Source organism: Streptomyces tardus, assembly GCF_018101125.2.
Taxonomy (GTDB): domain Bacteria; phylum Actinomycetota; class Actinomycetes; order Streptomycetales; family Streptomycetaceae; genus Streptomyces; species Streptomyces tardus.
The window spans coordinates 4,470,196-4,491,458 of the sequence record NZ_JAELVF020000001.1; the positions used below are offsets into that span (position 1 = coordinate 4,470,196).

Annotated in this window: 19 protein-coding genes; 14 read left to right on the forward strand and 5 right to left on the reverse strand. The window is 71.2% G+C overall.

Annotation, left to right across the window (positions count from 1 at the left end; translation table 11 throughout):
* Positions 1-110: 110 nt before the first annotated feature.
* Positions 111-836: an ABC transporter permease gene (locus JGS22_RS19125; RefSeq protein ID WP_211038889.1), complete on the reverse strand. Its 726-nt coding sequence runs from the start codon at positions 834-836 to the stop codon at positions 111-113.
* Between the two features lie 56 nt (positions 837-892).
* On the reverse strand, positions 893-1,819 hold the full coding sequence (locus JGS22_RS19130) for an ABC transporter ATP-binding protein (protein WP_211038811.1): 927 nt from the start codon (positions 1,817-1,819) through the stop codon (positions 893-895).
* Between the two features lie 179 nt (positions 1,820-1,998).
* Here JGS22_RS19130 and JGS22_RS19135 point away from each other — a divergent pair, with 179 nt between their 5' ends.
* The 11 genes from JGS22_RS19135 (at position 1,999) to JGS22_RS19185 (ending at position 11,439) form a co-directional block, all read left to right on the forward strand.
* Positions 1,999-2,811 (forward strand): helix-turn-helix transcriptional regulator, encoded by an 813-nt coding sequence (locus JGS22_RS19135; protein WP_211038813.1) that lies wholly within the window; start codon positions 1,999-2,001, stop codon positions 2,809-2,811.
* Entirely contained in the window at positions 2,808-4,229 is a 1,422-nt protein-coding gene (sufB, locus tag JGS22_RS19140) for a Fe-S cluster assembly protein SufB (RefSeq protein WP_211038815.1), read from the forward strand. The genes JGS22_RS19135 and sufB overlap by 4 nt, the downstream gene beginning before the upstream one ends.
* Before the next feature lie 76 nt (positions 4,230-4,305).
* Positions 4,306-5,487: a Fe-S cluster assembly protein SufD gene (gene sufD, locus JGS22_RS19145; RefSeq protein ID WP_211038816.1), complete on the forward strand. Its 1,182-nt coding sequence runs from the start codon at positions 4,306-4,308 to the stop codon at positions 5,485-5,487.
* Positions 5,484-5,816, forward strand: coding sequence for a non-heme iron oxygenase ferredoxin subunit (locus tag JGS22_RS19150; protein WP_211038817.1), 333 nt, complete (start codon positions 5,484-5,486; stop codon positions 5,814-5,816). The genes sufD and JGS22_RS19150 overlap by 4 nt, the downstream gene beginning before the upstream one ends.
* A gap of 7 nt (positions 5,817-5,823) precedes the next feature.
* On the forward strand, positions 5,824-6,588 hold the full coding sequence (sufC, locus tag JGS22_RS19155; RefSeq protein ID WP_211038818.1) for a Fe-S cluster assembly ATPase SufC: 765 nt from the start codon (positions 5,824-5,826) through the stop codon (positions 6,586-6,588).
* The gene (locus tag JGS22_RS19160; protein ID WP_211038819.1) at positions 6,585-7,853 is read left to right on the forward strand and encodes a cysteine desulfurase; all 1,269 of its coding nucleotides are present in this window, start codon (positions 6,585-6,587) and stop codon (positions 7,851-7,853) included. The genes sufC and JGS22_RS19160 overlap by 4 nt, the downstream gene beginning before the upstream one ends.
* Before the next feature lie 40 nt (positions 7,854-7,893).
* Positions 7,894-8,370, forward strand: coding sequence for a Fe-S cluster assembly sulfur transfer protein SufU (sufU, locus tag JGS22_RS19165; protein WP_211038890.1), 477 nt, complete (start codon positions 7,894-7,896; stop codon positions 8,368-8,370).
* Positions 8,367-8,714, forward strand: coding sequence for a metal-sulfur cluster assembly factor (locus JGS22_RS19170; RefSeq protein ID WP_211038820.1), 348 nt, complete (start codon positions 8,367-8,369; stop codon positions 8,712-8,714). Before sufU ends, JGS22_RS19170 begins: the two co-directional genes overlap by 4 nt.
* 175 nt (positions 8,715-8,889) lie before the next feature.
* Positions 8,890-9,213, forward strand: coding sequence for a DMT family transporter (locus JGS22_RS19175; protein ID WP_211038821.1), 324 nt, complete (start codon positions 8,890-8,892; stop codon positions 9,211-9,213).
* A gap of 259 nt (positions 9,214-9,472) precedes the next feature.
* Positions 9,473-10,462 carry a 2,3,4,5-tetrahydropyridine-2,6-dicarboxylate N-succinyltransferase gene (dapD, locus tag JGS22_RS19180; protein ID WP_211038822.1) on the forward strand — a complete coding sequence of 330 codons (990 nt, stop codon included), beginning with the start codon at positions 9,473-9,475 and terminating at the stop codon, positions 10,460-10,462.
* A 191-nt stretch (positions 10,463-10,653) separates the two neighbouring features.
* Complete coding sequence (locus JGS22_RS19185; protein ID WP_211038824.1) at positions 10,654-11,439, forward strand: EI24 domain-containing protein; 786 nt, start codon at positions 10,654-10,656, stop codon at positions 11,437-11,439.
* A 179-nt stretch (positions 11,440-11,618) separates the two neighbouring features.
* Here the strand turns inward: JGS22_RS19185 and dapA are convergent, their stop codons facing one another.
* Positions 11,619-12,506, reverse strand: a complete 888-nt coding sequence (gene dapA, locus JGS22_RS19190; protein WP_211038826.1) for a 4-hydroxy-tetrahydrodipicolinate synthase — start codon at positions 12,504-12,506, stop codon at positions 11,619-11,621.
* 176 nt (positions 12,507-12,682) lie between these two features.
* Positions 12,683-14,518 carry a DUF8508 domain-containing protein gene (locus JGS22_RS19195; RefSeq protein WP_236073212.1) on the reverse strand — a complete coding sequence of 612 codons (1,836 nt, stop codon included), beginning with the start codon at positions 14,516-14,518 and terminating at the stop codon, positions 12,683-12,685.
* Between the two features lie 440 nt (positions 14,519-14,958).
* On the opposite strand from JGS22_RS19195, the gene JGS22_RS19200 reads away from it, so the two are divergent.
* The gene (locus JGS22_RS19200) at positions 14,959-16,488 is read left to right on the forward strand and encodes a hypothetical protein (RefSeq protein WP_211038828.1); all 1,530 of its coding nucleotides are present in this window, start codon (positions 14,959-14,961) and stop codon (positions 16,486-16,488) included.
* A 155-nt stretch (positions 16,489-16,643) separates the two neighbouring features.
* Here the strand turns inward: JGS22_RS19200 and JGS22_RS19205 are convergent, their stop codons facing one another.
* Complete coding sequence (locus tag JGS22_RS19205) at positions 16,644-17,789, reverse strand: TerD family protein (protein ID WP_211038892.1); 1,146 nt, start codon at positions 17,787-17,789, stop codon at positions 16,644-16,646.
* Between the two features lie 179 nt (positions 17,790-17,968).
* Between JGS22_RS19205 and JGS22_RS19210 the strand changes: the two genes are divergently transcribed.
* Positions 17,969-18,538 (forward strand): carboxymuconolactone decarboxylase family protein, encoded by a 570-nt coding sequence (locus JGS22_RS19210; RefSeq protein ID WP_211038829.1) that lies wholly within the window; start codon positions 17,969-17,971, stop codon positions 18,536-18,538.
* Between the two features lie 606 nt (positions 18,539-19,144).
* Complete coding sequence (locus JGS22_RS19215; protein ID WP_211038830.1) at positions 19,145-21,127, forward strand: PhoX family protein; 1,983 nt, start codon at positions 19,145-19,147, stop codon at positions 21,125-21,127.
* Positions 21,128-21,263: the final 136 nt, after the last annotated feature.

Here is a 21,263-nt window from a genome sequence, read left to right on the forward strand (position 1 = left end):
TACTCCCCGGGGGCTCCGGCCCTCGGGAGTACGGAGCCCGGTGAGTGGTGACCGCGGAGGGCGCAGAGGCTCCTCCAAGCTGAGAGCGAGCCTCCCGGAGCGCCCGGCGGTCACTCCCAGCGGAAGAAGCGGGCAGCCAGACCGAGCGCCAGCACGGCCCATGCGCCGAGTACGCCCAGCTCGGCCCAGGGGAGTGCGGTGCCCTCTTGGAGCACGGCCCGCAGGCCCTCGGAGAGGGCGGAGATGGGAAGCAGCTCCAGCACCGCCTGCACGCCCCCGGGGAAGCGGTCGAGCGGTACGACGACGCCGCCGCAGACCAGCAGCAGGACGAAGACCAGATTCGCCGCGGCCAGGGTGGCCTCGGCCCGCAGCGTTCCGGCCATCAGCAGACCGAGTCCGGAGAACGCCGCGGTGCCCGCGAGCAGCAGCAGGAGGACCGCGACCGCGCCGGCGGCCCCGCCGGCGGGCGACCAGCCCAGCGCCAGGGCGACGCCGACCAGCAGCGCCACCTGAAGCACCTCGATCACCAGAACCGAGCAGGTCTTGGCGCACATCAGGCCCCAGCGCGGCAGCGGTGTGGCGGCGAGCCGCTTCAGTACGCCGTACCGCCGCTCGAAGCCGGTGGAGATGGCCTGGCCGGTGAAGGCTGTGGAGAGCACCGCGAGGGCGAGCACTCCCGGGGCCAGGAAGTCGACCCGCTCGCCCTCTCCCGTGTCGACGATGTCCACGGCGCTGAAGAGCACCAGCAGCAGCGTCGGAATGATTACGGTGAGCAGCAGCTGTTCGCCGTGGCGCAGCAGCATCCGGGTCTCCAGGGCGGCCTGGACCGCGACCATGCGGGGCAGCGGTGCGGCGCCGGGGCGGGGGGTCCAGTTGCCGGTCTCGGTGGCACTCACCCGCGCAGCTCCTTGCCTGTCAGCTCGAGGAAGACGTCCTCCAGCGTGTGCCGTTCGACCGCGATGCGGTCCGGCAGGACTCCGTTCTGGGCGCACCAGGCGGTGACCGTGGCGAGCAGCTGGGGCTTCACCTCGCCGGTGATCAGGTAGCTACCGGGGGCCGGTTCGACCGCCTTGCAGTCCGGTGGCAGCGCGGTGAGCAGGGACTCCAGGTCCAGCCCCGGGCGGCCCTCGAAGCGCAGGGTGTTCCGCGCGTTGCCGCGGCACAGCGCCGCGGGCTCGTCGTGGGCGATGACCCGGCCCGCGTCCACGATCGCGACCCGGTCGGCCAGCTCCTCGGCCTCGTCCATGAAGTGGGTGGTCAGCAGGACGGTCACACCGTCCGCGCGGAGTTCGCGCACCAGCTCCCAGGTCGCCCGCCGTGCCTGGGGGTCCAGGCCGGCGGTGGGTTCGTCGAGGAAGACCAGCTCGGGTCTGCCGACGACGGCCATGGCCAGTGAGAGGCGCTGCTGCTGGCCCCCGGAGAGCCGGCGGTAGGGGGTGCGCCCGCAGGAGCCGAGGCCAAGGCGTTCGGCGAGCGCGTCCGTGTCGAGGGGGTGTGCGTGCAGGCTCGCGATGTGCCGAAGCATCTCCATCGCGCGGACTCCTGGGTAGATCCCGCCGCTCTGCAGCATCACGCCGATCCGCGGTCGCAGTTCGGCCGCGTCGGCGAGCGGGTCGAGTCCGAGGACCCGTACCTGCCCGGCGTCGGGTCTGCGGTAGCCCTCGCAGACCTCGACGGTGGTGGTCTTCCCGGCGCCGTTCGGGCCGAGTACGGCGGTGACGGAGCCGCGCTCCACGGTGAGGTCGAGACCGTCGACCGCCGTGCTGCGTCCGTACCGCTTCACCAGTCCTGCGACCTCGACAGCCGCGGTTGCGTGCATGCGGTCGAGTCTAGGGAGCCGCCCGGGGCCGGTGCCGCGCGGGGTTGGCCGGTCCGCGGGCGCCGCGGTCCGGCAGTGCCGGGCATGCCGGGTAAGGCTTGCCTTACGTGATGCACCCCATTCGTGCGGGTCACAAGGGCGGCTTGCCGCGACTCTTCTAATTACGCAACAATGGCGTTGTGAAAAACACGGGTCCTGCTGAGCGCCCGGCGACCGGCCCGGTCGCCGGGGGCGTCGGTGCCACCTCGGCACCCGACGAGCAGCAGGGCACCCGTAACAGGGTGGCTCGTTCCATCCTCGACCACGGTCCGTCCACTGCGGCGGAGCTGGCCGAGCGGCTGGAGCTGACCCAGGCGGCGGTCCGCCGTCATCTGGACGCCCTGGTGGCCGATCGCGTGGTCGAGCCGCGGGCGCAGCGGGTGTACGGCGCCCGGGGCCGGGGCCGGCCGGCCAAGGTCTTCGCGCTCACCGAGAGCGGCCGGGACGCCTTCGACCAGGCCTACGACGAGCTCGCCACCGACGCCATGCGCTGGATTGCGCGTGCCGCCGGCGGCGGCGATCCGGGTCAGGCCGCAGTGGCCGCGTTCGCAAGGGCCTGGGTGGAGTCCCAGGTCGAGCGTTACCGCGAGCGGGTCGAGGGGGCCGCACCGCAGGAGAGGGCACAGGTGCTGGCCGAGGCGCTCAGCGAGGACGGGTACGCTGCCACCGCGCGCAGTGCGCCCGCTTCCGCCGGTGAGCAGCTCTGTCAGCACCACTGCCCGGTGGCTCATGCCGCGGAGCAGTTCCCGCAGCTGTGCGAGGCGGAGACCGAGATCTTCTCCCGCCTGCTCGGGACACATGTCCAGCGCCTGGCCACCATCGCGCACGGCGACGGGGTGTGCACCACCTACGTGCCGCACGCGGCGAGATCGCCCGAGCCACCACCGCACGAGCCAGAGCAACAGCAGCACGCAACCGCATCCGAAAGCACAGCCGGGAGGAACCCCGTATGACTCTCCCCACGGAGACTGCTCACCCCGAACTGGAGGGGCTGGGCAACTACGAGTACGGCTGGTCCGACTCCGACGCGGCGGGCGCCACCGCCAAGCGAGGACTGTCCGAGGACGTCGTCCGCGACATCTCGGGGAAGAAGTCCGAGGTGGACTGGATGCTGAAGATGCGGCTCAAGGGCCTGAAGCTCTTCGGCAAGAAGCCGATGCCGAGCTGGGGCTCGGACCTCAGCGGAATCGACTTCGACAACATCAAGTACTTCGTGCGGTCCACGGAGAAGCAGGCCCAGAGCTGGGAGGACCTGCCCGAGGACATCAAGAACACCTACGACAAGCTCGGCATCCCAGAGGCGGAGAAGCAGCGCCTGGTCGCCGGTGTCGCCGCCCAGTACGAGTCCGAGGTCGTCTACCACCAGATCCGCGAGGACCTGGAGGCCCAGGGCGTTCTCTTCCTGGACACCGACACTGCGCTCAAGGAGCACCCGGAGCTCTTCCAGGAGCACTTCGGCACGGTCATCCCGGCCGGCGACAACAAGTTCGCCGCGTTGAACACCGCGGTGTGGTCGGGCGGTTCGTTCATCTACGTCCCGCCGGGCGTGCACGTCGACATCCCGCTCCAGGCCTACTTCCGGATCAACACCGAGAACATGGGCCAGTTCGAGCGGACGCTGATCATCGTCGACGAGGACGCCTACGTCCACTACGTCGAGGGCTGCACCGCCCCGATCTACGACTCGGACTCGCTGCACTCCGCGGTCGTCGAGATCATCGTCAAGAAGGGCGGACGCTGCCGCTACACGACCATCCAGAACTGGTCGAACAACGTCTACAACCTGGTCACCAAGCGTGCCGTGGCCTATGAGGGCGCGACCATGGAGTGGGTCGACGGCAACATCGGCTCCAAGGTCACCATGAAGTACCCGGCCATCTACCTGATGGGGGAGCACGCCAAGGGCGAGACCCTCTCGGTCGCCTTCGCGGGCGAGGGCCAGCACCAGGACGCCGGCGCCAAGATGGTGCACATGGCGCCCAACACCTCCTCCAACATCGTCTCCAAGTCGGTGGCGCGGGGCGGCGGTCGTACCTCCTACCGCGGTCTGATCGAGATCGGCGAGGGCGCGTCGGGCTCCAAGTCCAACGTGCTGTGCGACGCGTTGCTGGTCGACACCGTCTCCCGCTCCGACACCTACCCCTACGTCGACGTCCGCGAGGACGACGTGACGATGGGCCACGAGGCGACCGTCTCCAAGGTCAGCGACGACCAGCTCTTCTACCTGATGAGCCGGGGCATGGCCGAGGACGAGGCGATGGCGATGATCGTGCGCGGCTTCGTCGAGCCGATCGCCAAGGAGCTGCCCATGGAGTACGCGCTGGAACTCAACCGGCTGATCGAGCTCCAGATGGAGGGTTCGGTCGGCTGACCGGCCCCGTACCGGGCGCCCGGCGCCCAGCCCTCCCCACCGAACCGACAGGCAGAAAGTGAGCACGACGACAGCCATGGCTGAGGCTCAGAACCCACCGGCGGGTGCCAACACCTCCGGATCGATCGCGGTGGCCGGCGAGTCCACCGTCGCCACCCGGATGAGCGCCGCTCCGTCCTTCGACGTGGCGGACTTCCCGGTGCCGCACGGCCGCGAAGAGGAGTGGCGCTTCACTCCGCTGGACCGCCTGAAGGGGCTGCACGACGGCTCAGCCGAGGCGTCCGGCAGCGTCAAGGCCGAGATTTCGGCCCCGGACGAGGTCACCGTCGAGTCGGTCGGCCGCGAGGACGCCCGACTCGGCCGCGCGGGCGCCCCGATCGACCGGGTCGCCGCACAGGCGTACAGCTCCTTCGAGCGGGCCACCGTGGTGACCGTGCCGAAGGAGGCGGTGCTGGACGAGCCGATCCGCGTCGGCCTGCACGGCCAGGGCGGAGTGACGTACGGGCACACGGTGTTCGAGCTGAAGCAGTTCGCCGAGGCGGTCATCGTCATCGACCACACCGGCGACACGGTGCGCAGCGCCAACGTCGAGTTCGTACTGGGCGACGGCGCCAAGCTGACCGTCGTCTCCGTGCAGGACTGGGACGACACGGCCGTCCACTGCTCCCAGCACAACGCGCTGGTCGGCCGGGACGCCACCTTCAAGTCCGTGGTGGTGACCTTCGGCGGGGACCTCGTACGGCTGAACCCGCGCGTCAGCTACACCGGCCCCGGCGGTGAGGCCGAGCTGTACGGCCTGTTCTTCACCGACAACGGCCAGCACCAGGAGCACCGTCTGCTGGTGGACCACGACACCCCCAACTGCCGCAGCAACGTCGCCTACAAGGGCGCGCTCCAGGGCGCGGACGCGCATGCGGTGTGGATCGGTGACGTGATCATCCGCAAGGACGCCGCGGGCACCGACACCTACGAGTTGAACCGCAACCTCGTGCTCACCGACGGCGCACGCGTCGATTCGGTCCCCAACCTGGAGATCGAGACCGGCGAGATCGTCGGCGCGGGCCATGCTTCGGCGACCGGCCGCTTCGAGGACGAGCAGCTCTTCTACCTGATGTCGCGCGGTATCTCGGCGGACGAGGCCCGGCGCCTGGTCGTCCGCGGCTTCTTCGCCGAGCTGGTCCAGCAGATCGGCCTGCCCGATCTCCAGGAGCGGCTCATCGCCAAGATCGACGCCGAGTTGGAGGCGTCTGTCGCATGAGTGCCTTCGTCGAGGCAGCGAAGCTGGCCGAGCTGGAGGAGGACACCCCGAAGCGGGTGGAGATCGACGGCACACCGGTCTCGCTGGTGCGCACCGAGGGCGAGGTGTTCGCGATCAACGACATCTGCTCGCACGCGAACGTCTCCCTCTCCGAGGGCGAGGTCGACAACTGCGCCATCGAGTGCTGGCTGCACGGGTCGGCTTTCGACCTGCGCACCGGCAAGCCGTCCGGGCTGCCGGCGACCCAGCCCGTTCCCGTTTACCCCGTAAAGATCGAAGGCGAGGGGCCGGCCGCGGCCGTGCTCGTCTCCGTCACCCAGGAGTCCTGAAGTCCCCATGGCAACCCTTGAGATCCACGACCTGCACGTCTCCGTCAACACCGAGGGCGGTCCCGAGCAGATTCTGCGCGGGGTCGACCTGACCGTGAAGCAGGGCGAGACGCACGCCATCATGGGGCCGAACGGCTCCGGCAAGTCGACGCTCGCCTACTCCCTCGCGGGCCACCCCAAGTACACGATCACCGGCGGCACCGTCACGCTCGACGGCGAGGACGTCCTGGAGATGTCCGTCGACGAGCGGGCCCGCGCCGGCCTGTTCCTCGCCATGCAGTACCCGGTCGAGGTCCCCGGCGTCTCGGTCTCCAACTTCCTGCGCACCGCCGCCACCGCCACCCGCGGCGAGGCCCCGAAGCTGCGCACCTGGGTCAAGGAGGTCAAGGAGGCCATGGCGCGTCTCCAGATGGACCCCTCCTTCGCCGAGCGCAACGTCAACGAGGGCTTCTCCGGCGGTGAGAAGAAGCGGCACGAGATCCTCCAGCTGGAGCTGCTGCAGCCCAAGATCGCGGTGCTGGACGAGACCGACTCCGGTCTGGACGTCGACGCGCTGCGTGTCGTCTCCGAGGGCGTCAACCGGGTCCGCGAGGGCGGGGACGTCGGCACTCTGCTGATCACCCACTACACCCGCATCCTGCGCTACATCAAGCCGGACCAGGTGCATGTCTTCGCCAAGGGACGCATCGCCGAGTCCGGTGGCGCGGAGCTCGCCGACAAGCTCGAGGCCGAGGGCTACGAGCAGTACGTGAAGGGCGGCACCAGCACGTGACTTCCTCCCGCCGTGGATTCCCCGGCCACCTCGACACCGAGGCGATTCGCAAGGACTTCCCCGTCCTGGACCGTGTGCTCCACGACGGGAAGAAGCTCGTCTACCTCGACAGCGCCGCGACCTCGCAGAAGCCCCGCCAGGTGCTGGACGCACTGAGCGACTACTACGAGCAGCACAACGCCAACGTCCACCGCGGCGTGCACGTGCTCGCCGAAGAGGCCACGGCGCTGTACGAGGGCGCGAGGGACAAGGTCGCCGCCTTCATCAACGCGCCGAGCCGCGACGAGGTGATCTTCACCAAGAACGCCTCGGAGTCGCTCAACCTCGTGGCCAACATGCTCGGTTGGGCGGACGAGCCCTACCGGGTGGACAGCGACACCGAGATCGTCATCACGGAGATGGAGCACCACTCCAACATCGTGCCGTGGCAGCTGCTGGCGCAGCGCACCGGCGCGAAGCTGAAGTGGTTCGGGCTGACCGACGACGGCCGGCTCGACCTCTCCCGGATCGACGAGCTCATCACCGAGAAGACCAAGGTCGTCTCGTACACCCTGGCCTCCAACATCCTGGGCACCTTCAACCCGGTCGAGGAGATCGCACGGCGTGCCCAGGAGGTCGGGGCGCTGGTGGTGGTGGACGCCTCCCAGGCCGTACCGCACACCGCGTTCGACGTGCAGGCCATCCAGGCCGACTTCGTCGCCTTCACCGGCCACAAGATGTGCGGCCCGACCGGCATCGGTGTGCTGTGGGGGCGGCAGGAGCTGCTGGAGGACCTGCCGCCGTTCCTCGGCGGCGGCGAGATGATCGAGACCGTTTCGATGCACTCCTCCACCTACGCACCGGCCCCGCACAAGTTCGAGGCCGGTACGCCCCCGATCGCCCAGGCGGTCGGGCTCGGCGCGGCGGTGGACTACCTGTCCGCCATCGGCATGGACAAGATCGCCGCCCACGAGCACGCGATCGTCGAGTATGCCCTGGAGCGCCTGCTCCAGGTTCCGGACCTGCGGATCATCGGCCCCACCACGGCCGAGGACCGGGGCGCGGCGATCTCCTTCACCCTGGGCGACATCCATCCGCACGACGTCGGCCAGGTGCTGGACGAGCAGGGCATCGCCGTACGGGTCGGCCACCACTGCGCGCGGCCGGTCTGCCTGCGGTACGGAATTCCCGCGACGACGCGAGCGTCGTTCTATCTGTACTCCACGCCGGCCGAGGTGGACGCCCTGGTCGACGGTCTGGAGCACGTGCGGAATTTCTTCGGATGAGAGCCCTGACGGGAAACCGGATGAGAATGGCGTGGCACTCGTGAAGCTCGACTCGATGTACCAGGACGTGATCCTGGACCACTACAAGCACCCGCACGGCCGTGGGCTGCGGGACGGCGATGCCGAGGTGCATCACGTCAACCCCACCTGCGGGGACGAGATCACCCTCCGGGTGCGCTACGACGGCGAGCGGATCGCCGACGTCAGCTACGAGGGCCAGGGCTGCTCCATCAGCCAGGCCAGCGCCTCGGTGCTCAACGAGCTGCTGGTGGGCAAGGAGCTGGAGCAGGCGCGCCGCATCCAGGGCGCTTTTCTGGAACTGATGCAGTCCAGGGGGCAGTTGACCCCGGACGACGCCATGGAGGAGCTGCTGGAGGACGCGGTCGCGTTCGCCGGTGTCTCCAAGTACCCGGCCCGGGTGAAGTGCGCTTTGCTGAGCTGGATGGCATGGAAGGACGCCACCGCCCAGGCACTGGGCGCGGGCGACGAGGACGGCCCGAAGGAGAGGACGGCATGAGCGAGGCTGCTGACGGCGGTGTGGGCACGACCTCACCGGCGAGCGAGGAAGAGGTCCGCGAGGCGCTGTACGACGTCGTCGACCCCGAGCTCGGTATCGACGTGGTGAACCTCGGCCTGATCTACGGGGTGCACGTCGACGAGGAGAACATCGCGACGCTCGACATGACCCTGACGTCGGCTGCCTGCCCGTTGACCGACGTGATCGAGGACCAGGCGAAGTCGGCGACCGAGGGCCTGGTCAAGGATCTGAAGATCAACTGGGTCTGGATGCCGCCGTGGGGCCCGGACAAGATCACCGAAGAGGGACGCGAGCAGCTGCGCGCGCTCGGCTTCAACGTCTGAGGCGTCACGCCCGGGGCGTCACGCCGCGGGTGTCCTGGACACCTCGGGGCACTCCGCCCGGCGCCCGAGCGCAGAACGGCACACCGGGAGCGCCGGCGGATCGAATCGATCCGCCGGCGTTTTTCCGTTCCACGAAGGGCCCGGCGGCACACAAGTGGTGGGTACAGTCGTCCGGATGACATACGCGACGCTGGCCGCCGCCATCCTCGCCGAGGTGCTGGCCACCACCTCGATGAAGTACAGCGACGGTTTCACCCGGCTGTGGCCCTCGCTCGGCACCGCGGTCGGCTACCTGATCGCCTTCTACCTGCTCTCGCTCACCCTGCGGGAGATGTCGGTGGGCACCGCGTACGCGATCTGGGCCGGAGCCGGTACGGCGGCGGTGGCGCTGATCGGGATGGTCTTCATCGGGGAGTCGGTGTCGCCGGCGAAGGTAGCCGGGGTGCTGCTGGTCATCGCCGGTGTCGTGGTGCTCAACCTCGGCGGTGCCGCCCACTGACCGGCCCGGCTCGTCGACACCGCCCGTCCGGTCGGCTGCCGCCCGTACGGCTCGGCGCTGCCCGTACGGCTCGGCGCTGCCCCTCCCGGCTCTCGGAGGCGCCGTCCGCAACTCCCGTACGGCGCCCGGGGCTTGCCGCGCACGGCGCGGAGCTGCGGTCCGGGGCGCCGGCGGGCTGTGTCGCGGCCCGTCGCCCGGAGCGCGGCCGGCGGATGAGACCGGTTCGCCTCCGTGGCGCGGCAGCGGTTAGGTTCTCGGCATGACCGATGCAGCCACGCACACGCACACCGGCGCAGTCGCCGCCGGGCTCGCCACCGTCACCACCGACGGCACCGTCCTCGACACCTGGTACCCCGCGCCCGAGCTGAGCACCGAGGCGGGCGCCTCCGGCACTGAGCGACTGGACGCCGACCGCGCCGCCGAACTGCTCGGCCAGGACGCCCCGAAGGCGCTCGGCGCCACCGCGCTGCCGGGTGTGGAAGTTGTCGCGGTGCGGACGGTCATCGCCTCCCTGCAGGACAAGCCACTGGACGCGCACGACGCCTATCTGCGACTCCACCTGCTCAGCCACCGACTGGTGAAGCCGCACGGACAGAACCTCGACGGCGTCTTCGGCCTGCTCACCAACGTCGCCTGGACGCACCTCGGTCCGGTCCCGGTCGACCGGGTGGAGGAGGCCCGGCTGGTCGCCCGCACCCGGGGCGAGCGGCTGACCGTGACCAGCGTCGACAAGTTCCCGCGGATGACCGACTACGTCGTCCCCGCGGGCGTGCGCATCGGTGACGCCGACCGGGTCCGCCTCGGTGCCTACCTCTCGGCCGGTACCACCGTCATGCACGAGGGCTTCGTGAACTTCAACGCCGGCACCCTCGGCACCTCCATGGTCGAGGGCCGGATCACCGCCGGAGTGGTGGTCGGTGACGGCTCCGACATCGGCGGCGGCGCCTCGATCATGGGCACCCTCTCCGGCGGCGGCAAGCAGGTCGTCTCGCTCGGCGAGCGCTGCCTGCTGGGCGCCGAGGCGGGTATCGGCATCGCGCTCGGCGACGACTGCATCGTGGAGGCCGGCCTCTACGTGACCGCCGGCACGCGGGTCACGCTGCCGGACGGCAAGGTGGTCAAGGCGCTGGAGCTCTCCGGCAGCGACAACCTGCTCTTCCGCCGCAACTCCACCACGGGTGTCGTCGAGGTGCTGCCCCGCACCGGGTCCTGGGGCGGCCTCAACGAGGTGCTGCACAGCCACAACTGACGACCGCAGGCCTCCTGCCCGGAGCGGGAGGCAGCGGCCGGGATGCGCACGGGGTCCGTGTCCGTCGGGCACGGAGTCCGTCCGTGTCCGTCGGGTACGGGCCCCTGTGCTCACCGGTTACGGGCCCGTGCCCGTCGGGTACGGGGCCGGCCCGCGTCGCGGGGTGCCGCGGCCTGGATAGGCTGGCGCCCATGAGGGAACTAGCCACCGGTGCCAGGTATTTGATGCAGGGTCAGCGCTGGGTCGCGCAGCACGGCCGCCTGTACGCGTTCTGTCTGCTGCCCGCTCTGATCGCCCTGGTGCTGTACGTGGCCCTGCTGGTGCTGCTCGCCTTCCAGGCCGGTGATCTGGCGGTGTGGGCCACGCCGTTCGCCGACGACTGGTCGGGTGCGCCGCGCAACCTGCTGCGGCTGGGCTTCGTGGTGCTGCTGCTGGCCGTCGGCCTCATGGTGGCGATCCTGACCTTCACTGCGGTGACGCTGCTGATCGGCGACCCGTTCTACGAATCGCTCTCGGAGAAGGTCGAGGAGAGCGAGGGCGGGCTGCCCGACGGGCCGGACCTGCCCTGGTGGCGCGAGCTGTGGACCTCGCTGACGGACAGCCTGTACGTGCTGATGAGGGCGCTCGCCCTTGCGCTGCCGCTCTTCCTGCTCGGCTTCGTCCCGCTGGTCGGCCAGACGATCGTGCCCGCTCTCGGCTTCGCCGTGTCGGGATTCTTCCTGACCCTGGAGCTCACTTCGGTCGCGATGCAGCGGCGGGGCATCGACGTACGCACCCGGCTGCGGATGCTGCGGGCCCGCAAGGGGCTGGCGCTCGGCTTCGGCGTGCCGCTCGCCGCGACGTTCCTGGTGCCGGTGGTGGCGGTCTTCCTGATGCCCGGAGCAGTGGCCGGCGCGACGCTGTTGGTGCGCGATCTGACCGGCGAGGCGGGGAGCGGCAACCGGCCGGAGCAGGGCGAGACCACCGCCGGTTACTGACCCCGCCCGCGCGTCGGCTGCGATGCCCGCTGCCGGCTCCGCGCCCGCTGCGGCCCCCGCCCCACCCCGCGTCCGGCTCGTCGCGGGGTGGGGCGGGCCCGCCGGAGCCGACCGCTCGGGCGGGACGACACGGGGGCCGGTGGCCGGGCGCTGCGGGCCGCCGAACGCCCGTACCGGGCTCAGGCGTTGGCCTGCCGGAACGCCGCGACCAACTCGGCGGTGAGCGTCTCGTCGGCGGGCAGCAGCGGACCGCGCACCGGGCCGCCGGGGAGGCCGGCGGCCCGGTGGATCGCCTTCAGCGTGACCGTCCCGGGTGCCGACTGCAACGCCCCTACGAGCGGCGCCAGCGCGTGGTGGCGCTTGCGGGCGCCGTCGAGGTCGCCGGCGTCGAAGGCGTCGAGCATCTCCCGTACGAGACCGCCCGCGACGCCCGCGACCGTGCTGACGCAGCCCGCCGCGCCGATCGCGCGCAGCGGGAGGATCTCCTCGTCGCACCCGGCGTAGTAGGCGAGTCCGGTGTCGGCCAGCACCGATCCCGTCTTCAGGAGGTCGTGCGCGCAGTCCTTGACGCCCGCGATGCGCGGATGCTCGGCGAGCGTGCGCAGGGTGTCGGCGGTGAGCGCGGTGTTCTCTCCGGTGCGGGAGGGGATGTCGTACAGCAGCACCGGGAGCGAGGTGGCGTCGGCGACCGTGGCGAGATGGTGTGCGACGGCCTCCGGGCCGGGGCGGGAGTAGTACGGCGTGACGATCAGCAGGCCGTCGGCGCCCGCCTGTTCGCACGCCCGCGCCAGCGCGACGGTGTGGACGGTACTCGCCGACCCGACTCCGGCGGTGACGGTGGCGCGGTCACCGACGGCCTCGACCACCGCGCGCAGCAGGGTCAGCTTCTCCTCGTCGGTGGTGGTGGGCGACTCGCCGGTGGTGCCGTTGACCACCAGCGCGTCGCAACCGCCCCGGTCGACGAGATGGGTGGCGAGTCTGCCCGCCCCCACCTCGTCGAGCGCACCGCTGTCGGTGAACGGTGTGATCATCGCGGCGGCCACCCGGCCGAAGGGTCCCTGGTTCATGGGCCGATTCTGGGACCGGGCCGGCCACCGCGTCCACTCGGGGCCCGTGGGTGTGCGAGCACGCCCGTGCGGAAGCCGGTGCGGTGCGCAGCAGTCCGTAGCGTTGTTTGCGCCGGACTGCCGGACTGCCGGACTGCCGGACTGCCGGAGTGCCGAGCCGCCCGGCAGCTCGGCGGTCAGGGGCGGAAGCGGAGCACCTGCGGGTCGTGGTCGCTGATCTGGTCCGCGAATTCGGCGTTGGTGTGCACGATGTCGTAGTCGTAGCGGCGGATGGCCGGCGAGACGAGGGTCTGGTCGAGGATCTGGGAGTTGCCCTGGAAGACGTAGGTGTAGCGCTCGTCGCGGGGCAGGGCGTACGCCGTGCTGCGCAGCGCGCCGCCGGCGGTCAGGGCCTTGGTGGTGCCGGAGAACTCGAAGTCGTTGATGTCGCCGAGGACCACGATCTGCGCCTTGCGGTCGATCTTCAGGGCGTCCCTGACAAAGGAGTTGACCGATTCGGCCTGCGCCAGCCGCTGGGTCTCCGAGACCCGGTTCGGCGGCTGGAAGCGCCCGTGCAGCGGCTCGTCGCCGCCCTTGGAGCTGAAGTGGTTGGCGACCACGATGACCGGCTCGCCGCGGAAGGCGAACTGCGCGGCGAGCGGCTTGCGGCTGTCCTCCCACGCCTCGTCGGCGGGGTCGACCCGACCGGGGGAGAGGGTGAGCGAGGCCCTGCCGTCCCGTCGTTCGACGGCGGTCGGGGTGGTCGCGTCGCCGCCGGGGCGGTCCTCGGCGGTGACCCTCTCGGGGTTGAAGAGGAAGGCGGTGCGGATGTTGCCGCCCGGCTCGCCGCCGTCGGCCTTGTCCTCGGGGTCGATGCCGCGCCACTCGTAGCGGGGCCCGCCGGCGTCGACGATCGCCTCGATCAGGGTCTCGAGCGTACGGTCGGCGGCGGTCTCGCCGTCGTCCTCGGGCCCGTTGTTGTCCTGGATCTCCTCCAGGGCGACGATGTCGGGGGCGGCGAGGTCGCGCGCGATGCCCCGGGCGAGCCGCTCGAACTTCTCCGCGTCGTTGCCCGGGTGGAGGTTCTCCACGTTGTATGTGGCGACGGCGAGCTCGTCCCTGCGCTGCGGACGTGTGCGCTCGCGCTCCAGACCGCGCCGCTCCACCTTGCCGAGCTCGGCCGCCGCGAGGGTGTAGCCGCCGAACTCGTCATAGTCCAGCGGGCCTTCGGTGCGGCCGGTGAGGCGGTCGCCGGTGTCGGCTGCGGGGAAGGGGTTCTCGTCCGGGTCGGCCAGGCTCTTGATCTTCAGCCGACCGGCGTTCTGGTCCCGGTAGGAGCCGTAGACGCTGCCGCCGCGGGCCGAGGGGTTCTCGCGAGGGGTGACGGTGACCCAGAGCTCGCCGTAGGAGGTGCTGGGGCCGACGACGCGGCTGTCGCGGACCTCGACGTTCATCCCTTCCAGCGATTCGTAGAGGTCCAGGGCGAAGGCGCGCGGACGCAGTTCGCGGTCCTCGACACCGCCTTCCCCGCCGCCCTTCGGCGCGTACGCCCGGGGGATCCTGCGCGCGTCCAGACGCACCGGGTCGGGCAGTTCGTTGCCGCTGGAGTCGACGGTCACCTCGGGAGCGGTTATCTGCGTCAGAGACTGGTTCCCGGAGTCCTCGCCGTCCGGGCGGTACTCGGCGACGGTGCCGCTCACCCGCACCCGGTCGCCGACGAGGACCGCGGGGGCCTCCTTGCCCGTGTACACGAACACGCCCTCGCTGGTGGCCGGATCGTCGTCCGGCTCCTCGTCCTGGATCCAGAAGCCGCGGGAACCCTCGCCGCGCACACCGGTCACGATCCCGGCGACCTCGCGCACCTCCTCGCCCGCGAGCGGCGAGATCCGAGTACTGCCCTGGACGTCGTGGATGCGGACCTCATCGGCGGTCGGCTCGTGGGACGCCGCACCGGCGGAGGTGATCAGCAGTGTGGAGGTGAGGGCGGCGGCGGTCAGTGCGCACAGTGCCGCGGCGGTCTGGCGAGTGGTCAAGGTTCGCTCCGAAGAGGGGTGTTGCTGCGGGTGGGGGCGGCCGGCCTCCGGGCGTGCGTCCGGTGGTGCTGCCCGCAGGCGCCCGAGGCCGGCTGTCGGTACGCGCCCGACATTGCTCTACGCGCGTAAAACTTCCGGAGCCGGGTCCCCTTGTCAAGGCATCGGGGGCGTACGGCGGGAGGCGGCCGGATGAACGTCGGCGCCTACGCGCTCCGTTGACCGCCGCCCGCCCGCGACGCCTCCCCGGTCCGCCCGCTCCCGCAGCGCTGCCGGTGCCCGTACCGCCTTCCCGCCCGGCTGGTCCGACCGCCCGTGGCCCGTGCGCCGAGGCGACGGAACCCGCCCGCGACCGACCCGCGCGACTGGGGCAAACGGTGTCGGAACAGGCCGTAGGCTGGGTGATTGCCCAACGACGTGCCAAGGCGAGGAGCCAGACGCCGATGAACGGTGACGACCACCCCACCCTGCCGCCGCTGCGGCTGCCCCCGGAGGCCGAGCTCGCCCGGGCGGCGCTCGCCTCCCCGCTGCTGGTGCGCGCGGTGTCACTGGCCAGGTGGGCCAAGGGCGGCATCCGGGTCGGTGCCGGCGGTGAACTCCTCGGCGACCAGCTGCTGTCCGCCGCCGAGCACCTGGGCCTGGAGGGGGAGGACGCCCGCGCGCTCGCCGCCGAGGCGTGGAACATCGCCGTCGACGTCGACCTCGTCGACATCGTCGAGGACGAGCCGGCCGAGGACTACGGGCCGATGCCCGACGCCGACGAGGCCGTGGCGCTGGCCACCCCGGGAGAGGAGCTGGAGGCGTTCGACACGAGCGGTCCGAGCGATGTGCTCGCGGTGTGGGAGGGCGTCTTCGGGGTCATGGTGGGCGACGCCGCGATGCCCAACATGGAGGATCTGCTGGAGGAACTGACCGGCGGCGAGGGCGGGTTCGACCCGCAGAACCCGGACAGCGCCGAGCTGGACTGGGATCCGCAGGCCGAGGCCGACCTGCTGGACAGTGCGCTCGCCAACCTCTACGTCCTCACCGCCTCGGAGAACCTGATGGGCGAGGACCCGGCGCCGCCGATCCCGCTCCCGGTTCTCGCCTCCTCGCTCGCCGTGCCGGAGGACGTCGAGGAGCCGACCGAGGAGATGCTCGCCGAGGTGTCCGCCGTGATGATGCGGCTGGACGACCAGTTCCGCATTCTGGAGCCCACCGGAGCCGTCGAGTACCGGCCCATCGACGAGGAGTTGCTCGTCGAGGCGGGTGAGGAGGACTGGGCCGGGAGCGCGGACCCCGACAGCCCGGACGAGGACGAGGACGTGTCCCGGTACGGCGTGGTCCGGCTGACACCGCTCGGACAGTACGGTGTGCGGCAGCTCATGGAGGACGAGGGCGTCCACGCCCCGCTGGTCGGCGAGTTGAGCGGCCTGGAAGCGCAGGAGCTTTTCGGCGAGATCGCCGACCACTACCCGGAGCCGGCCGCGCTGGCGGAGCTGACCGAGTGGATCGCGGTGCGCGAACCGCTCGCGGCCGTACGAGAGTTGTTGGCCGCCGCCCGCGGCGAGGACGAGTTGGCGCCGTGGCGCAGGCTGCTGTGCCAGCAGATCCTGGCTGCGGCCGGCCAGGAGGTCGAACCGGCGCTCCGGGAGGTGTTGGAGGACGAGCAGCTGGGCGGGCTCGCCCGGGTGTGGCTGGCCGAGCACGGTGCCGATGACGTGCCGCCGCCCAGCGAGGACATGGTCTTCTGGCTGACGGTGGACACCTTCGCGGCCCAGCTCGTCGGGGAGTTGACCGAGGAGCAGTCGCTGGAGGTGCAGGAGCTGATGCGCGGGCTGGTCGACCAGCACAGCGGCTTCTTCGAGCGAGTCTGGCGGGTGCCGCACCCGGCGACCGCCGAGGTGCTGGAGGCGATGGGCAGGCTGCACCCGGACCGGCAGGCGGCCAAGGAGGCCCGCAAGGCCGCCCACCGGGCACGCTCGCTCGGCTGACCGCCCGGACGGCCCCCGGGGCAGCGCAACCGGGCCCCGGGGCTGCACTGTCGAGCAACCGCGTCCGGGCCGCCGAGCCGCACGGGCGTACGCAGCGCCGCCCGGGCGACGGCGCGCTTGGCGAGGCGGGCCCGGACGGGCTCGGCGGCCTCCGGCTACAGGGCCGCTGCGCCGGGCTTGACCAGCCCGCGCACGGTCCGCGCGTCGTGGTAGTCGCCGAGCGCGGTCATGTCCCACTCCCCGGTGAACTGCCGTACGAACTTGGCCATCAGCACGGCCGTACGGGGCGCGGCGTCGGTGAGGTCGAAGCGTACGAGCTCCTCGCCCCCGCTGCCGAGCAGCCGGCAGTAAGCCTTGGCCACCTCGTTGAACTTCTGCCCGGTGTAGGAGTTGACCGTGAAGACGAGCCCCGTCACCTCCGCCGGCAGCCGGCCCAGGTCGACGGTGATGGTCTCGTCGTCCCCGGCGCCGTCGCCCGTGAGGTTGTCGCCGGAGTGCTGGACCGCGCCGTCGAGGATCTTGAGCTTGCCGAAGTAGCAGGTGGCGAGCTTCTTGCGGTGGGCGTCATAGGCGATGACCGAGGCGTCCAGGTCGATGCTCTTGCCGCGGAAGGCCGGCTCCCAGCCCAGGCCCATGGTGACCTTGGAGGCCAGCGGTTGGTTGTTCTTCACCAGAGAAACGCTCTGGTGCTTCCGGAGGTTGACCGTGCCCTTGTCCAGGTTGACCTTTGCGGCCCCCGGGGCGGGCGCAGCCGGAGCCGCAACCGGAGCGGCCGGTGCTGCCGCGGGCACGGGCGGGGCCGCGGGCGCCGGGGCGGGCTCCTCGACGGAGACGCCGAAGTCGGTGGCGATGCCCGCCAGGCCGTTCGCGTACCCCTGCCCCACGGCGCGCACCTTCCAAGCGCCGGCCCGCCGGTAGACCTCGATCAGCACCAGCGCGGTCTCCGCACCGAGCGAGGTGGGGGTGAAGGTGGCGATCACCGCACCGCTCGCCTCGTCGCGCACCGTGCCCGTGGGCTCGACCCCGCTGAACGTGGCGCCGGGAGCGTCCAGGCTCGCGGTGACCACGATCTTCTCGACGTCCGCGGGCACCGAGGCGGTGTCCACCGAGATGGTGTCCGTACCGCCGCCGCTGTGGCGCACGCCGGGGGCTGCGGGCTGGTTGTAGAAGACGAAGTCGGCGTCCGAGCGCACCTTGCCGCCGGGACCCAGCAGCAGCCCCGATACGTCGAGGCGCGCGGGAGCGGTGACGTCCACCGCGATCCGCGCGGTGGCCAGCGGCAGGTTGGAACCAGGTGTCATAGCGGTCATGCCCGGCCAACGACTCGACGCACCCCCGGGTTCCTCCGCCTTCCGTCGGGACTCCGCCCTTCCGTCCCTCCGCCCCGAGCGCCCGCCGGGGGCGGATGTCACACCGCAGCGTTCCGATGCGTCTCCTCGGCAAAGGCACCGTTGTTGTCGAAGCGGAGGAGAGATCACCGATGGCACGCATTTCCCTGCAACCGCGACGCACCCTGCTGGTGCGCATCGGCGAGTGGTACGCGCGCCGCAGCTACGGCAAGGTCCTCGACCCGCTGAAGGCGGCCGGCCACCACCCCGGTGTCCTGCTGGCCACCAGCGCCCTCGAACTCGGTGTCGCCCGCTGGAAGACGCTTGACCCCGAGCTCAAGCAGCTCGCGGTCATGGCCTCGGCGGTGCGCATCGGCTGCTCCTGGTGCGTGGACTTCGGCTACTGGGAGGGGACGCGGCACGGGGCCGGGGCGCAGAAGCTGCGGCACGTCCCGGTGTGGCGCCAGCACCGGGCGCTGTACACCGCGCTGGAGATCGAGGTGATGGAGTACGCCGAGGCGATGACGGAGACCGAGCCGGCCGTCACCGACGCGATGGCGCAGAGTCTGGTGACGAGGCTGGGGGAGAGGGCGTTTGTGGAACTGACCGCGCTGGTCGCGGTGGAGAACATGCGCTCGCGCACCAACGCGGCGCTCGGACTGGTCGGACAGGGCTTCTCCGACCGCTGCGAGATCCCGCCGCTGCCCCGCCCCACCGCCTGAACGATTCGACCCCGCGCTCGGAGCCGAGAATCGCGGCGAGCGCGCCGCGCAGCAGCTGCTCGTCGCCCACCAGCACGATGCGCTTCGTGCCCGGACGAGGGCGCTCCGTACCCGGCCTTCCGCGACGGGGTCGCTGCCGCCGCCGAGGAGCCGGCTTCGTTCGGCGACACCGGCCGGCCCGCGGAGGCGGGGCCCAGCAGTACGGGCGCAACCCCGCGCAGTAGCTTTCCGGCCAAGATCGAGAGCCGCAGAAGTGCCGCCCCGAGCAGCTCAGCGTGGCCGCGGGGCCGCGGCGGGTACGTCCTGCGCGTTCGGCGACCCTTCCCGGGGCCGGCTTCTCGGCGCGGCTGCGACTCCGTGCAGCGAGGGCTTTCGGCGCTCGCGGGTGAACGCCGGGCGAACACGCGGAAAACTGGCCGGAACTGATCGAGTTGGGTGCTGCGCTCGATCGCCGGAGGGAACAGGGGCGTCGCAGGGGTGTCGCACCGCCGCCACCGGCACCTAACATCCGATCCTCGTCAACGCCCGGTTCAACGGCACGGGGCACCGCAATCCGCGTGGAGGGTGCGCCGAACGCTCTGATTCCACGATCAGTGAGGACGGAACATGTCTGAAAAACGCCCTGTCTTCCCGGAGTTCGACCCCGACGAGGTGAGCTCGAACCCCTCGGACAACCGGTCGTTCGGGGACGTCGTGGCGACTCGCCTCAGCCGCCGCGCGGCGCTGGCGGGCGGTACGGCAGCCGCAGCCGCCTTCGTCATGGCCGGGGGTTCTGCACAGGCGGCCCCCCGGCGCGGACCGGCTGCCGGGGAGGAGCCCGCGGCAGCGCCCGCCGCCGAGAGCGGCCGGCACGGACTGCTCGGCTTCCGTCAGGTCGAGACCCACGACCGGGACGAGCTGGTCGTTCCCGAGGGCTACCGCGTACAGGTGCTGATCCCCTGGGGCACCCCGATCCAGCCGGACGGCCCGCGCTGGCTCAAGGACGCCTCCAACTCCGCCGCCGACCAGGAGCAGCAGGTCGGCATGCACCACGACGGCATGCACTACTTCCCGCTCGGCCGGGGCCACCGCGGCGGTGACCGGCACGGCAAGGGCAACGAGCGCGGGCTGCTGGTCCTCAACCACGAGTACATCGACCAGCAGATCCTCTTCCCCGACGGCGACGAGGAGATGACCGGCGAGAAGGTCGACAAGGCGCTCGCGGCCCAGGGCGTCAGCATCGTGGAGGTGGCCCGGGGCAAGGACGGCCAGTGGCGGCGGGTGAAGTCCCGCTACGCGCGCAAGGTGCACGGCAACACCCCGGTGACGTTCTCCGGCCCGGTCACCGAGAAGCACCCCGCGCTGCAGGCCGGGAACCGGCCGATGGGCACGCTCAACAACTGCTCCATGGGCGTCACCCCGTGGGGCACCTACCTCGCCTGCGAGGAGAACTTCAACTCCTACTTCGGCACCGAGGACCCCGACTGGGAGCCCGACACCCTCCAGAAGCGCTACGGAGTCGACAACGTCGGATTCGGCTACAACTGGCACACGGCCAGCGAGCGTTGGGACGTCGCCGCCAACCCCGGCGAGGTGAACCGTTTCGGCTGGATCACCGAGATCGACCCGAAGGACCCGCGCCAGACGCCGGTCAAGCGCACCGCGCTCGGCCGCTTCAAGCGCGAGGGCTGCATGGTCACCGAGGCCCGCGGCCGTTTCGTCGGCTACTCCGGGGACGACCAGGACGGCGACTACGTCTACAAGTTCGTCGGTGACCGCCCCTGGCGCGAGCACCGCAGGGCCGGCCGCAGCCCGCTCGACCACGGCCGCCTCCACGTCGCCCGCTACAACGACGACGGCAGCGGCGACTGGCTGCCCCTGGTGCACGGCGAGGGCGAGCTGACCACCGAGAACGGCTGGAAGGACCAGGCGGACGTACTGATCCGCACCAGGGAGGCGGCCGACGCCGTCGGCGCGACCCGGATGGACCGCCCCGAGTGGCTCGCGGTCAACCCGAAGAACAAGGACGTCTACGTCTCGCTGACCAACGGCAGCGGCTGGGACAGCGCCGCCACCCCGCGCGACCCCAACCCGTACGGCCACATCGTGCGCTGGCGCGAGAAGGGCGGCGACAACACCGCCACCAGCTTCCACTGGGACATCTTCGTCCTGGCCGGCGACCCGGCCTACGACGAGGAGGTGAAGCTCGGCGACAACCTCTTCGGTTCGCCCGACGGCCTGTGGTTCGACGCCGACGGGCGGCTGTGGATCCAGACCGACGTCTCCAACTCCTCGCAGAACCTGCCGGAGAAGGGGTACGACAACATCGGCAACAACGCCATGCTCGCCGCCGACCCCAGGACGCGGGAGATCCGGCGGTTCCTCGTCGGGCCGCGCGGCGCCGAGATCACCGGAGTGATCACCACGCCCGACCAGCGGACGATGTTCGTCAACGTCCAGCACCCGGGCGAGGCGACCGAGGCGTGGGGCGAACCCACCCCGCAGAACCCTCGGGACGTCAGCAACTGGCCGGACTTCGACCCAGAGGGCCGTCCGCGCTCGGCGACCCTGGTGATCACCAGGGAGGACGGCGGCAGGATCGGCGCCTGAGGCCGGCGCCCGGCGGACCGTACACCCGCACGGCGCCCCGCACACCGCCGCCGAGCTGCGCCGATAAGGCCGGCTTGGCGGCGGTGAAGGCCGAGCGCCGATGGACAACCCCGGGGCCCGGACGCACAGTTGGACG